Source organism: Mycobacterium sp. IDUB_36 (genome assembly GCF_055419225.1).
The window spans coordinates 3,510,152-3,524,648 of sequence record NZ_JBVAXH010000001.1; the positions used below are offsets into that span (position 1 = coordinate 3,510,152).

General features: G+C 66.3%; 6 protein-coding genes and 2 pseudogenes. 5 read left to right on the forward strand and 3 right to left on the reverse strand.

Going from position 1 to position 14,497, the window contains the following annotated elements; genetic code table 11:
* The 4 genes and pseudogenes from ACZYW1_RS17485 to ACZYW1_RS17500 all read left to right on the forward strand — a co-directional run.
* Nucleotides 1–1,834 (forward strand): acyl-CoA dehydrogenase family protein (locus ACZYW1_RS17485; RefSeq protein WP_463787444.1); only part of this gene is annotated, 1,834 nt, incomplete at its 5' end.
* Nucleotides 1,835–1,988: 154 nt separating this feature from the next.
* A pseudogene (locus ACZYW1_RS17490) lies at nt 1,989–3,908 on the forward strand (APC family permease); the annotation flags it as partial.
* 139 nt (nt 3,909–4,047) lie between these two features.
* A pseudogene (locus ACZYW1_RS17495) lies at nt 4,048–5,988 on the forward strand (APC family permease); the annotation flags it as partial.
* 44 nt (nt 5,989–6,032) lie between these two features.
* On the forward strand, nt 6,033–8,363 hold the full coding sequence (locus tag ACZYW1_RS17500; protein ID WP_463787445.1) for an APC family permease: 2,331 nt from the start codon (nt 6,033–6,035) through the stop codon (nt 8,361–8,363).
* Between the two features lie 4 nt (nt 8,364–8,367).
* Here the strand turns inward: ACZYW1_RS17500 and ACZYW1_RS17505 are convergent, their stop codons facing one another.
* Both ACZYW1_RS17505 and ACZYW1_RS17510 read right to left on the reverse strand, forming a co-directional pair.
* The gene (locus ACZYW1_RS17505) at nt 8,368–9,822 is read right to left on the reverse strand and encodes a flavin-containing monooxygenase (protein WP_463787446.1); all 1,455 of its coding nucleotides are present in this window, start codon (nt 9,820–9,822) and stop codon (nt 8,368–8,370) included.
* Nucleotides 9,823–9,861: 39 nt separating this feature from the next.
* On the reverse strand, nt 9,862–11,220 hold the full coding sequence (locus ACZYW1_RS17510) for an HNH endonuclease signature motif containing protein (RefSeq protein WP_463787447.1): 1,359 nt from the start codon (nt 11,218–11,220) through the stop codon (nt 9,862–9,864).
* Between the two features lie 112 nt (nt 11,221–11,332).
* Between ACZYW1_RS17510 and ACZYW1_RS17515 the strand changes: the two genes are divergently transcribed.
* Nucleotides 11,333–12,571 carry an alpha/beta hydrolase fold domain-containing protein gene (locus ACZYW1_RS17515; protein ID WP_463787874.1) on the forward strand — a complete coding sequence of 413 codons (1,239 nt, stop codon included), beginning with the start codon at nt 11,333–11,335 and terminating at the stop codon, nt 12,569–12,571.
* Here the strand turns inward: ACZYW1_RS17515 and cysC are convergent.
* Complete coding sequence (gene cysC / locus ACZYW1_RS17520; protein ID WP_463787448.1) at nt 12,568–14,493, reverse strand: adenylyl-sulfate kinase; 1,926 nt, start codon at nt 14,491–14,493, stop codon at nt 12,568–12,570. The genes ACZYW1_RS17515 and cysC overlap by 4 nt on opposite strands.
* Between the last annotated feature and the right edge of the window lie 4 nt (nt 14,494–14,497).

Genomic DNA, 14,497 nt, shown 5'->3' on the forward strand with positions numbered 1-14,497 from the left:
GCCGGACTATGCACCTGAGGCTGTCGACCGGCTGCCGTTCAGCACGCCGGAGAAGTCGGAGCGCTACCGGACCGAGAACTACCGCGGCGCCGTCGGCCTCAACTGGTACGACACTGACCCCACGTTGCAGCGGACGATGGCCTTCTACCTGCACCCGGACGAATTGGCGGTTGCCGAGCCGCATCTGAGCGAGATCGGCGCGCTGATGGGCGGACCGGTGGCCCGGTGGGCCGAGCAGACCGACCGCAACCCGGCTCGGCTGGAGCGCTACGACCGCTGGGGCCACGATGTCAGCGAGGTGATCCAGCCGCCGTCCTTCGTCGAGTCCAAGCGCGCGGTGCTGGCCGCGCAGAAGGCGCTCAAGGACGACGCGCGTCAGGCCGGGTTCAAGTCGTCGATGCCGCTGTTCGCCGCCAACTATCTGCTCGACCAGGCCGACATCGGCATGGGGTGTGCGTTGGGTACCGGCGGTGGCATGGTCAAGGCGCTGGTCGCGGCGTATGCCCCGGCCGACATCCGGGAGCACGTGCTGGCCAAGTTCGCCAGCGGCGAGTGGGAGGGCGAGACCGCGCAGCTGCTGACCGAGCGGGCCGGTGGCTCCGACCTCGGCGCGCTGGAGACCACGGCTCGACGCGACAGCGGCGAGAACGACGGGGCCTGGCTGTTGAACGGCTTCAAGTGGTTCGCGTCCAACTGCGACGGCCAGGTGTTCGTCGTGCTGGCCAAACCGGAGGGTGCCCCCGACTCCAGCCGCGGCGCGGCGAGCTTCCTGGTGTTGCGTAACCGTCGCGACGGCTCCCGCAACGGCATCCGCGTCCGGCGGCTCAAGGACAAGCTCGGCACCCGCTCGGTGGCCTCCGGTGAGATCGAGCTCGTCGACGCCGAGGCCTTCCTGCTGTCCGGCGAGCCCGAAACGGCACAGCCCAGCGCGAATTCGCCGCAGTCCGACGGCAAGGGCCTGGGCCGGATGATGGAACTGACCAACGCCGCCCGACTCGGCATCGCCCTGTTTGCCCTGGGGAATTCGCGCCGCGCCCTGGTCGAGTCGTTGTGCTACGCGCGCCAGCGCGAGGCGTTCGGCGGGCGGCTGATCGACAAGCCGCTGATGCGCCGCAAGCTCGCCGAGATGATCGTCGACGTCGAGGCCGCCCAGGCGCTGGTCTTCGACGGCGTCGGACGCCCCAACCACGTCCAGGCCCAGCCGATCCGCCAGCGGATCGCCATCCCGGTGACCAAGCTCAAGGTGTGTCGACTGGGCATCACCCTGGCCTCGGACGCCATCGAGATCCACGGCGGCAATGGCTACATCGAAACCTGGCCGGTGGCAAGGCTTTTGCGCGATGCTCAGGTCAACACGATCTGGGAAGGCGCCGACAACATCCTGTGCCTGGACGTCCGCCGCGGCATCGAGCGGATCGGCGCCCACCGGCAACTGCTGGACCGGCTGCGCGCCGCGGTCTCGGCGTCGGATGACTCCGACGCCACCACCCAACTGGTGCGCCGCCGCGTCGACGACCTCGAAGCGGCGATCACCGCGTGGACCAAATTGCCCGCCGACGTGGCCGAGGCCCGGCTGTTCCCCCTGTCGGTGTTCATGGGCGACGTCTACGCCGGTGCCCTGCTGACCGAGCAAGCCGCCTGGGAACGGGCGAGCTACGGCAGCGATCGCAAGGCGCTGGTCGCCCGGCTGTATGCCCGGCGCTACCTTGCCGATCAAGGGCCGCTGCGCGGCATCGACGACGATCTCGACGAGGGACTCGAGCGCTTCGACGAGCTTGCTGACGGGGCGCTGACTGCCGGCTATCCCCAGCCCTCGACACTCACGACTGGCTGACGCGCGCCACCAGCCATCAAGATTCCGTAAAGAACGTTTGCGGGAGCACGCGATTCGCGGTTTCTGGCAGGCGAATTCCAGCCGACGACCGTAGGCTCCGTCGAGTCCAAAGCCGTTTTGGTGGAAATCCCGGAATTTGCGTGAGGTATTTGCTATGTCACAACTGGCCGGCGAGCTACGGATATCGCCGTCGTTTTCCGACCGGTGTAAAAAGGTCTTCCTCGGAAGGCCGATGATCAACGACCAGCTCCAGCACGAGCGGCTGTCCAACCCCATCGCGCTCGGTGTGCTGTCGCCCGACGCGATCTCGTCTACCGCCTACGGTTCCGAGCAGGTGATGATCGAGCTGCTCCCGGCGGCCGGCATGGCAGCCTTCGCGCTGCTACTCCCGATCACCGGCGTCATCCTGCTGATTCTCGTGCTGGTCGCGGCGTCGTACCGCCAAGTCGTCAGCGTCTACACCCGGGCCGGTGGATCCTATGTGGTCGCCCGCGAGAACTTCGGACCCAAGATCGCGCAGATCGCCGCGGCGTCGCTGCTGATCGATTACGTCGTCACGGTGGCCGTGCAGTGCGCCGCCGGGACGGTGGCGGTGGCCTCGGCGATTCCCGTCCTCGGGCCCTACAGCCTGGAAATCACGGTCGGCGTTGTTCTTTTGATGTGCTTTGCCAACCTGCGTGGGTTGCGGGAAGCCGGGCTGCCGTTCGCGTTTCCGACGTATCTATTCGTCGGCATGGTCGGGCTGACAATCGTGGTCGGAATCATTCGCGAATTCCTGGGCGGATTAACGGTTTACGACCCAGCCCACACCGACGGGGCGGTGCCGGTGCAACACGGCAGCGGGCTGATCATGGGCGCCACCCTGCTGATCGTGCTCCGGGCGTTCGCCAACGGCGGCTCGTCGTTGACCGGCGTCGAGGCAATCTCCAACACGGTCAACGCATTTCGGCCGCCGGAGAGCAACAATGCGCGCAAGGTGCTGGTGATCATGGCGTGCATCCTCGCGTTCCTGCTGGCGGGTGTCGCCTGGCTGGCCCACCTGACGCACGCCTTCCCTTACGCTTCGGGCTACCCGTCGATGCTGTCCGAAATCGCCAGGGCGGTTTTCGGGGACGGGACGATCGGGAAGGTCTTCTACTTCCTGGTGCAGGCGGCCACCGCGCTGGTCCTCTATACCGGTGGCAACACCAGCTTCAACGGATTCCCGGCGCTGACCAGCTTCGTCGCCGAGGACAGCTTCCTACCGCGTCCGCTGATGAAGCGGGGTCACCGGCTGGTGTTCTCCAACGGCATCATCACCTTGACCGTGCTTGCGGTGGCGCTGCTGGTCGGCACCGGCGGCTCGCTGAACGCGTTGGTGCCGTTCTATGCGATCGGCGTGTTCACCGGTTTCTCGATGGCCGGTTACGGCATGACCAAGCACTGGATCAGCCACCGCGGTCCCGGTTGGCGGCACAAGCTGGTGATCAACCTGTCGGCGGGCATCCTGTCCACGGTCGTGGTGCTGATCTTCGCGATCGCCAAGTTCACCGAGGGGGCCTGGCTGGTCGTGGTGGTCTTCCCGGTCCTGGTGTTCGCGTTGATGCGGGTGAACCGGCAGTATCGCGCCGAGTCATCGGTGCTGGAGACGTCGATCACGCAACCGCCAGAGGCGGAGAAGCACGTCCGGCACCAGGTGCTGGTCTTCGTGGATTCGGTCGACCTGGCCGAGGTCGAGGCGCTGCGCTACGCCAACGGCCTCCAGTCCGACGATCTGACCGCTGTGCACTTCGTGCTGGACTCCGCGCACGCGGAACGCCTGGAGCGGCAGTGGCTGGAATTCGGACAGGTCACCGCGCTGCGGACGGTCGACTGCTTCGACCGCAACCTGGCCCGGGGTGCCCACGATCTGGTGCTGGAGCTGATGGCCGAGCAGGCGGGCACCAAGGTCACCGTGTTGCTCCCGCGCCGGGAGTACTCACAGCTGCTGGGCCGGCTGTTGCACGACCGTACGGCGGACAAGATTGCCAAGGTGATCAGCAGGATTCCCGGAGCAAGCGCACAGATTGTGGCCTACGACATCGCTACCAGGATCTCGATGGTGGACTCGGCCGATGCCGAATCCGCGAGGTCAGCGGACCTGCTGGTTGATCCGTTAGAGTTGCCCCGGACCGCAGCGGACCTTCGTGGATGACGTGTTGCCACAGGTCACCGACTCCGGAGGAAAGTGACACGTGGTTACAACAGCTCAGCAGAACTCGGGCATCCCGCCGTCGTTCAGCGACGGATGGAAGCGCATCTTTCTCGGCAAGCCGCTGACGAGCGAACAACTCGATTCCGAGCGGTTGTCGAATCCGGTTGCGCTGGGAGCGATTGCGCCCGACGCGATCTCCTCGACCGCCTTCGGTCCCGAGCAGGTCATGATCGAACTGCTGCCCCGGGCCGGCATGGCCGCCTTCACGCTGCTGCTGCCGATCATGGGTGTCATCCTGGTGATTCTGTTGCTGGTGTCCGCGTCCTACCGCGGCGTCGTGATGGTCTATACCCGGACCGGTGGGGCGTACATGGTGGCCCGGGACAATTTCGGGCCCCGGATCGCGCAGATTGCGGCCGCCGCGCTGTTGATCGACTACGTCGTCACCGCCGCCGTGCAGCCCGCGGCGGGCACGGTCGCGGTGGTGTCCGCGATCCCGGTGTTGCGTCCGTACCACCTGGAACTCACCATCGCCGTGCTGGTGCTGATCTGCATCGCGAACCTGCGCGGGCTGCGGCAGTCCGGCCGGATCTTCGCGGTCACCACCTACTGGTTCGTCGGCATGATCCTGCTGACGATCGTCACCGGGCTGATCCGCGAGGTCATGTGGGGCCTGCCGAAGTACAACCCGGCCGCGATCGAGGGCGCGGTGCCGGTGCACCAGGGCAACGGTCTAGTGATGGGCGCGACAGTGCTGGTGCTGCTGCGCGCGTTCGCCAACGGCGGCACATCGCTGACCGGTGTCGAGGCGATCTCCAACACCGTCAACGTCTTTCGTGAGCCGCAGGGCGTCAACGCCCGCCGGGTGCTGACCCTGATGGCCTGTATCTTGGCGATCCTGCTGGCCGGGGTGGCCTGGCTGGCCCACGTCACGCACGCCACCCCGTACCTCGACGAGTATCCGTCGATGCTCTCGGAGATCGCCCGGACGGTCTTCGGGCACGGTGTGCTCGGCAATGTCCTGTACTTTTCCGTGCAGGCCTCGAGTGCCGCAATCCTCTTCGCGGGCGCCAACACCGGCTTCAACGGGTTCCCCGCGCTGGCAAGTTTCGTCGCCGAGGATCGCTTCCTGCCGCGTCCGCTGACCAAGCGCGGTCACCGGCTGGTGTTCTCCAACGGCATCATCACGCTGACCGCGCTCGCGGTGGCGCTGCTGCTGGTGACCCGCGCGAAGCTCAGCGCGCTGGTGCCGTTTTTCGCGATCGGGGTGTTCACCGCGTTCGCGATGGCCGGCTTCGGCATGGCCAAGCACCACTACACCCGCCGCGGGCCGGGCTGGCGCCGCAAGGTGGCGGTCAACTTCTCCGCGGGCCTGATGTCGACGGTCGTGGTCGGCATCTTCGTGGTGGCCAAGTTCACCGAGGGTGCCTGGCTGGTGGTGATCGTCTTCCCGATCCTGGTGTACGCGCTGATCCGGCTCAACAAGCAGTACCGGGCCGAGGCCTCGGTGCTGGAGATGTCGCGCACCGAGCGGCCCGAGTTGGCCAAGTACGCGCGGTTGCGGGTGTTCGTCTTCGTCGACTCGGTCGACCTGGCCGAGGTCGAGGCGCTGCGATACGGCAAGGGTCTGCACGCCGACGAGCTGCTCGCGGTTCACTTCGTCGTCGACGCCGAGCACTCCGGCAAGTTGCAGGATCGCTGGCAACACTTCGAGCACGACACCCAGTTGCGCGTGATGGACTGTCCGGACCGCAATTTGAGCCGGGTCGCTCAGGAGTTCGTTCTGCAGGTGAAGCAGAACCATCCCGAGACAAAGGTGACGGTGCTGCTGCCGCGTCGTACCTACTCCGCCATGCTGGGCCGGCTGCTGCACGACCGCACCGCCGACAAGATGGCCAGGGCGGTCAGCCGCATCCCGGGCGCGACCGCGATCATCGTGCCCTACGACGTCGAGTCGCGGATCGCACGGGTGGATCCGGACGCCCTGGCGCCGGCCGGTCACGCGTAGAACCGGCCAGTCGGGTCGTGACAGCATCAGCGAACGACGAACAGCAGGTACCCCCGTCATTTTCTGACGTGTGCAAGCGCGTCTTCCTGGGCAAGCCGCTGATCACCCAGGAGCTGTCCAACGAACGACTCTCCAATCCGGTAGCGCTGGGCGCACTTTCGCCTGACGCGATCTCGTCCACCGCGTACGGCCCCGAGCAGATCCTGACCGAGTTGCTGCCGCATGCCGGGCTGGCCGCCTTCGTGCTGCTGTTGCCCATCATGGGTGTGATCCTGGTGATCCTGCTGCTGGTCACCGCGTCCTACCGGCAGGTCGTGATGGCCTACACCAAGGCTGGCGGCTCCTACATCGTGGCGCGGGAGAACTTCGGGCCCAAGGTGGCTCAGGTCGCTGCCGCGGCCCTGTTGATCGACTACATCGTGACCGTGGCGGTGCAGTCCGCCGCGGGCACCGTCGCAGTGGCCTCTGCGCTGCCGGCTCTCGGGCCCTACAGCCTCGCGATCACCGTCACCGTCGTCCTGTTGATCTGTTACGCCAATCTGCGCGGATTACGAGAAGCCGGAAAGCCTTTCGCGTTTGCCACCTACTTCTTCGTCGCCATGGTCGTGGTGATGATCGTGACCGGCGTTGTGCGTCATCTGGTCTGGGGCCTGCCGCATTACGACCCGGGCCATGCCGCCGGGGCGGTGCCGGTTCATCAGGGCAGCGGCGGTCTGGTGATGGGCGCGACAATCCTGGTGTTGCTGCGGGCGTTCGCCAACGGTGGTTCGTCGCTGACCGGTGTCGAGGCTATCTCCAACACCGTCAACGTCTTTCGCAAACCGCAGAGTGTCAATGCCCGGCGGGTGCTGACGACGATGGCCTGCATCCTCGGGCTGCTGCTGGCCGGGGTCGGCTATCTCGCCTACGCGACGCACGCCGCGCCGTACCTGTCCGAGTACCCGTCGGTACTGTCGCAGATCGCCCGCGCGGTGTTCGGCAATGGGGTCGTGGGTGACAGCATGTACATCCTGGTGCAGGTGTCCACCGCGGCGATCCTGTACACCGGCGCCAACACCAGCTTCAACGGCTTTCCCGCGTTGGCGAGTTTCGTTGCCGAGGACCGCTTTCTGCCGCGCCAGTTGATGCAGCGCGGGTACCGACTGGTGTTCTCCAACGGCATCATCACGCTCGCGACGCTGTCGGTGGCACTGCTTGTGTTCACCGGCGGGTCGGTCAACGCGCTGGTGCCGTTCTACGCGATCGGGGTGTTCACCGGGTTCTCGATGGCCGGTTACGGGATGTCGAAACACCATCTGACCGAACGTGAACGGGGTTGGCGGTACCGGCTGGCGATCAACTTCACCGCGGCGGTGCTCTCGACGATCGTGGTCGGGATCTTTGCGGTGGCCAAGTTCACCGAGGGCGCCTGGCTGGTCGTGGTGGTCTTCCCGATCCTGGTGTTCGGGCTGATCCGGCTCAACCGCGAATACCGGGCCGAGTCGGCGATTCTCGAGGGCTTCCGCAACGAGCGCCCGAAGCTGACCAAGTACGCGCGGCACAGCGTGTTCGTCTGTGTGAACTCACTGGACCTCGCGGTACTCGAGGCCCTGCGCTACGGCAAGGGGCTGCGCGCCGACGAACTGGTCGCGGTGCATTTCATGATCGACTCCGATCGTGCTGCCGCGCTGCGGGATCGGTGGGATGACTTCGATCTCGACACCCGCCTGCGGGTGATCGATTGCCCCGACCGCCAGATCGTCCGGGCCGTCCAGATGCTGGTGGTCAAGTGCCGCAACGAACGTCGCGATACCCACGTGACGGTGCTGCTGCCACGCCGGACCTACTCGCCGTTGCTGGGGCGACTGCTGCACGACCAGACCGCGGACAAGATCTCCCGCGCGGTCAGCCGGGTTCCGGACGCGGCAGCCACCATCGTTCCCTATGACGTCCAGTCCCGGATCCGGCAGGCATTCCCCGATATCTTGGAGCAACGCATCGCCACCAAGATCGAGGAGATCGAGATGCGGATCTGGCGGGGTGAAGAGGAGCCCGCCGATGACTACGAGCATCCGGAGAAGTCGGCGACGGTGATCGACGTGGGCAGCTTGGTCCCGGGGCGCCGCGCCACCGTGGAGGGCCGCGTCAGTCAGGTCGAAGACATCACCAAGCGGGGCAAGACATTTCGTTGGATCGTCGTCGGCGATGACAGCGGCGAGGTCCGCGTCACGTTCCAGCCCGGCAGCGGCGACGACATCCAGCCGGGCCAGGTCTTGCGGGTGACCGGAAAAGCGAATCAGAGCGGCAAAAAGCAGGTGTCGATGGATGATCCGCGGTATGCGGTGATCGAGACTCCCGAGGACTCCTAGCCGGTCACGGCGTGAGGATGTAGTCGTCGTCGTTCGGCGTAGCAAGCATGCGGGTCAACCGCTTTCGGTCGAACGGCCACAGGTCGATGGTGGTGTCGTCGGAGAAGTACCAGGAGTTGCAGCCGGTGTTCCACACCGTCGGGACCATCGCGTCGGCGATGTCGTCGGCGAAGCGGTCGGTGGCCTCGTCGGTGACTTCGACGGCGGTGATCTCACCATCGCGAAAGCGGTTCAGCCACCTGATGATGTAGCGCGCGGTCAGCTCGGCGGTGTGCTGCAAGGAGATGGAGCCGGTCGGTGAGTTGGGGCCGAGCACCATGAACAGGTTGGGGAAGCCGGGGATCGCCGTCATGCCCCAGGCCCGGGGGCCCTTGGCCCAGGCGTCGTCGATCGACAGGCCGTCCCGCCCGCGCAGCGTCATCGGCCGCATGTAGTTGTGCGCCGCGAATCCGGTGGCAAGCACGATCGCGTCCAGGTCGTGGTGGACGCCGTCGGCGGTGCGCAGCCCCGTCTCGGTGACCTCGGCGATCGGTTCGGTGACGAAGCTGGCGTTCGGCTTGGTGATCCGTCGGTAGTAATCGCCGGACAGCACCTGGCGCTTGCAGAACGGCTGGTAGTCGGGCGTCAGCCGGGCGCGAAGTTTCTTGTCCCGCACCAGGGTCCGCAGGCAGATCCGTCCGTAGCGTTGGGCGGCCCGGCGTCGCCAGGTCGGCCGGATGACCAGGTCGACCAGGTAATCGGAGCCGACGAACTGGGACAACCTGACCGTCTTGTCCTGCTTGGGCAGGCGGCGCAGGATCCGGCCGACGAAGCGCGGTTGCGGCATGCGCATCGGCATCCACATCACCCATTGTGGTGTGCGGACGAAATGGGTGATGTGCGCCGCGTTGGGTTGCAGAGCAGAAAAGACCTGCACTCCAGTCGATCCCGAGCCGATGACAGCGATGCGCTTGCCATCGGTGTCGAAGTCGGTCCAGCGCGCGGTGTGCACCATCGGCCCGCCGAACGACGCGAGGCCAGGAATGTCCGGGATCGACGGATGATGCAGCACCCCGGTCGCTGCGATCACGAAGTCCGCTTCGATCTCGTCGCCGGCGGCCGTGCGCACCTGCCACCGGTTGTCGGCGTACACCGCCCCGGTGACCTCGCAGTCGAGCCGGAGGTGGGCCTTGAGTTGCAGCTCGTCGATCAGGTCGCGGTGATAGCGCTGGATCTCGTCGCCGGTCGCCCAGACGTGGCTCCAGTCCGGCTTGGGCGCGAACGCGAACTGGTATCCGTAGGACGGCACGTCGCATCGCAACCCGGGGTAGCGGTTCCAGTGCCAGACGCCGCCGACGTCCGAGCCCTTCTCCAGGATGGTGAAGTTGTGGAACCCGGCCTTCCGCAGCATGTGAGCGGCGGCGATCCCAGACATCCCGGCGCCGACGATGACGATCCGTGGATCCCGCCGCTGGGTCATACCGGCACGCTAATCCCGCCGCGAGCGCACCGGCAAGAGTTACGGCGCTTCACCGTCATCGTCCTGGAGCAGCTTTTCGGGGTGGTGGTAGTTGTTGGTGCGGGGTTGGCCGTGGTCGTGGTGTGGTGGTGGGATCCATTCGGTGTGGCCGTGGGCGGTGGTGCGGGTGGTCCAGCCTTTTTCGGTGAGGTCGTGGTGGGGGCCGCAGGTCAGGGTGATGGCGTTGATGTCGGTGACGGGGTTGGTGCGGTAGGGGTCGTTGTGGTGGACCTCGCAGAGGTAGGCCGGGATGGTGCAGCCGGGGTGGGTGCAGCCACGATCGCGGGCGTGCAACATGATTCGTTGGGCGGGTGAGGCGAGGCGGCGGGTGTGATAGAGCGCCAGGGCTTTGCCGTGGTCGAAGATGGCCAGGTAGTGATGGGCGTGGGAGCCCAGCCGGATCACATCAGACATCGGCAGCAGCGTCCCACCGCCAGTCAGCGCCTTACCGACGCCCTGCTCGAGGTCCTGCAGGGTGGTGGTGACGACGATCGAAGTCGGCAGCCCGTGGTGCTGCCCCAACTCACCCGAAACCAGTAGCGCGCGGCAGGCCGCGAGCAGGGCGTCGTGGTGGCGCTGGCCCGCGGTGCGGGTGTCGCCCTGGATGGCGTCCTGTGATGGGGTGCCACTGATGCAGGGTTCGATGTCGTCGGGATTGCACATGCCCGGTGCTGCCAGCTTCGCCATCACAGCGTCGAGGGTGGCGCGGGCTTGGGGGGTGAGCCACCCGCTGATCGGTGACATGCCGTCGATATCTTGCTTCCCGATCGACAGGCCGCGGCGCCGCGCGCGGTCGACGTCGGTGAAGTCACCGTCAGGGTTCAGACAATCCATCAACGTGTCCGCCAGCTTCGCGAGCTCGTCGGGGCGGTGCTCGAGGCTCAGCCGGGCCAGCTGCGCCTCAGCCTTCGCCCGGGTGTCGATGTCGACGACGTCGGGCAGCCGGTGGAAGAAGCTGCGGATCACCGCCACATGGCCCGGACCCAGCTCGCCGTTGCGTTGGGCGGCCGCGGTCGCCGCCAGCACCGGCGCCAACGGTTCACCGTTGAACGCCCGCCGCTCACCCAGATCGGCCGCCTCATGGATCCGCCGCGACGCCTCGGCCCGGCTGATCCGCAAACGGTTGGCCAGCACCGCCGCCGGCTTGCCGCCCAACACAGCCGGGTCCTCACCGGCCAGCTCCGTGATCAACGCATGCTCGATCGCCGGCTGTAGGCGGCGGAACCCTTCGAAGCGCTCCAGCACCCGGAGCCGCTCGGGGGTGGTCAGCGTGTCGAAGCTCAGGTCCAGGGCGCGTTTGTAGGCGGCGTCGAGCGCGTCGAGAACCTCGACGATCTCCTCACGGCCATTAGAACGCATGTTCGAATGATAATCAACCCGTCCGACAACTGTCGAAACTTATCCACAGGGCGAAACTGAAGTGACACAAGTGGTTTCAGTTAAAGAAATAGGCTGTGGTTAAGTGGTGGCCGTGAAGAAATTCCTTGCCGTGCTGGCTTCGCTGGCCGGCCTCGCGGCGACCGCCAACGGCTACCGTCCGGTGAGCAGACGCGGTTACCTCTCGATCTACGCGTTCTCCTTCGGGGTGTTCGCCTCCGAGTTGCCCCTGCAGGTCATCGCCGCCCAGGCCGCGTTGCTGACCGCGGTGACCCGCAAGCTCCCGGTGGAGGCGCGGCGATTCAGCTGGCTGGTTTCGGCGCTGTCCTGGCTGGGCCTGCTCGGTCTGAATCGCATAGGTCACCAGTCCGCCCAGCCGTTGACCGCCGCACTCGACGCCGGGCTGGGGCCTGATCGCCGCACCGAGTCGGCCGATCTGTGGAAGCGGCCGGACGGAGCGGGCACGGCCAAAGCTCCCGGAGTGGTCCGCATGGCGCGCATCTACGGCAGCTATGCACACGATACCGACATCAGCTACGGCGAACACGGTGCACGGAACCATCTCGACATCTGGCGACGGCCCGACCTGGACCGTGGTGGGAAAGCGCCTGTGCTGCTACAGGTTCCGGGTGGCGCCTGGATGCTAGGCAGTAAGCGGCAGCAGGCCTATCCGCTGATGAGCCACCTCGCCGAGCTCGGCTGGGTGTGCGTCGCGATCAACTACCGGCTCAGCCCGCGGTCGACCTGGCCGGACCAGATCATCGACGTCAAGCACGCACTGGCCTGGGTCAAGGAACACATCGCCGAGTACGGTGGCGACCCGGACTGGGTGGCGATCACCGGCGGCTCGGCAGGCGGGCATTTGAGCGCGTTGGCGGCCCTCACCGCGAACCAGCCGCAATTCCAGCCCGGCTTCGAGGACGCCGACACCAGTGTGCGGGCCGCTGTCCCGTTCTACGGACTCTACGACTTCACCCGCAGCGAGGCCATTCACACGCTGATGGCACCCATCCTCGGTAAATACGTCTTCAAGCTGCGCCGGCCGCAACTGATCGACGCCTTCCGGGCGGCGTCACCCATCACCTATGTATCACCGGACGCGCCACCATTTTTCGTGCTGCACGGGACCAACGACTCGTTGATACCGGTCGAACAGGGCCGCGCGTTCAGCAAACGGTTGCGTGAAGTCAGCCGCCAACCGGTCGCCTATGCCGAATTGCCTTACGCGCAGCACGCTTTCGACATCTTCGGGTCGGTACGAGCGCGACACGCTGCGTTCGCCGTCGAGCAGTTTCTCGCCGAGATCTACTCGAAGCGCCAGGTTTCGGTCTAGCTCGAGGGGCGCGGGCTGCGCTCATCCAGCAGGGCGATGACCTGCGCCGCGAGGTCATCGGTGTCGGCGCCGGCGGTGTCCAGCACCAGGTCGGCGTCCTCGGGCGGCTCGTAGGGTGCGTCGACCCCTGTCAGGCCTTTCAGCTCGCCGCTGCGCGCACGCTTGTAAAGGCCCTTGGGATCCCGCTTTTCGCACTCTGCGAGCGACGTGGCGATGTGCACCTCGATGAAGGGCAACTTGGCCGCATCGCTCAGCGCACGCGCGGTCTCACGGTCGGACTTCAGCGGAGACACCAGCGAGGCCAGCGCCACCACGCCCGCGTCGGCGAGCAACCGCGTCAGATGGCCGACCCGCCTGATGTTCTCGGTGCGATCGCCGGGGGAGAAGCCCAGATCGTCGGACAAGCCGTGGCGCAGGTTGTCGCCGTCGAGCAGGTAGGCGACCCGGCCCGATTCGACCAGCGCTCGCTCGACTGCCACCGCGATGGTCGACTTGCCGGAGGCGGGTAGACCGGTGAACCAGATGGTCGCGCCCGCCTGCCCGGTGGCCTGTGTGCGATGGTTGCGGTCCAATGCCGATGGGTGCCAACGAATATCGCTGCGCGGGTGGGTGCCCTGCTTCACCTCGCGCGGCTCGATGATGGTGCCGGCGCCGATGGTGTCGTTGGTGACTTCGTCGATGAGGATGAAAGCGCCGCTGTCGCGGTTGTCGAAGTAGCTGTCGGCGATGACGACCGAGCTGGTCCGCAGGGTCACGGTGCCGATGTCGTTGAGCTCCAACTCGACTGGATTGTCGACTTCATCGAGCGTCTCGGGATCCAGTCGCGAGTGCAGCTCCTGCACCGTTGCCCGGACGGTGGTGGTGGTCTGCTTGAGCGCCAGTCGATCGCCGGCCCGCAGCGGTGAGTCGACGAACCAGCACACGTTCGCGTGCAGCTCGCGAGCCAATACCGGATGCGATGCGTTCTCGGCCCCGCTGACCAGCACGTCACCGCGGCCGATGTCGATGTCGTCGGCCAATTCCACTGAAACGGAAAGTGGGGCAACGCCTGTCGTGCGCTCGTCATCAAGGGTATCCAGGGCCGTGACCGTCGACTCGGTTCCGGCCGGCAGCGAGATGATCGGGTCGCCCACGCTGAGTGTGCCGGCGGCGAGCCGTCCGGTGTAGCGGCGGCGCTGGTTGTCGGTGGGCCGCGAAACCCACTGGATCGGCAGCCGCAATCGGTCCGGTTCGGCTTGCGGCGCAGCCAGTTCGATGCCCTCGAGGTAGTCCAGCAGCGCCGGGCCGTCGTACCACGGGGTGCGGTCGGAACGGTGCACCACGTTGTCGCCGTGCTTGGCGGCGATCGGAATCACCGTGATGTCGAGCCCGCCGAGGCGCTTGCCCAGCTTCCGCAGTTCGGCCTCTACCTCGGAGAACCGAGACTCGTCGAAGTCGACCAGGTCGATCTTGTTGACTGTCGCGACAAAGTGCTTGATACCCAACAGTTTCGCAATTCGGGCATGCCGCCGGGTCTGCCGAAGCACTCCCGCCCGCGCATCGACCAGCAGGATAGCCACGTGCGCGTTGGACGCGCCGGTGAACATGTTGCGGGTGTACCGCTCATGGCCGGGCGTGTCAGCCAGGATGTAGCTGCGGGTCGCGGTGGAGAAGAACCGGTAGGCGACGTCGATGGTGATGCCTTGTTCGCGCTCGGCGCGCAGACCGTCGGACAACGCGGCCAGGTCGGCGATGCCCTCTTCGTCGGTGACGGCTTCCAAGTGGTCCAGGGGCAAGCTGTCAGTGTCGTGCAGCAGGCGCCCGATCAGCGTGCTCTTGCCGTCGTCGACCGATCCCGCGGTGGTGATCCGCAGCAGCTGGCGGGTGATTCCACCATCCGGCTGGAAGCTTGCGTCCTGCGCGGTGTCTTCGCTCACGCTCATCAGC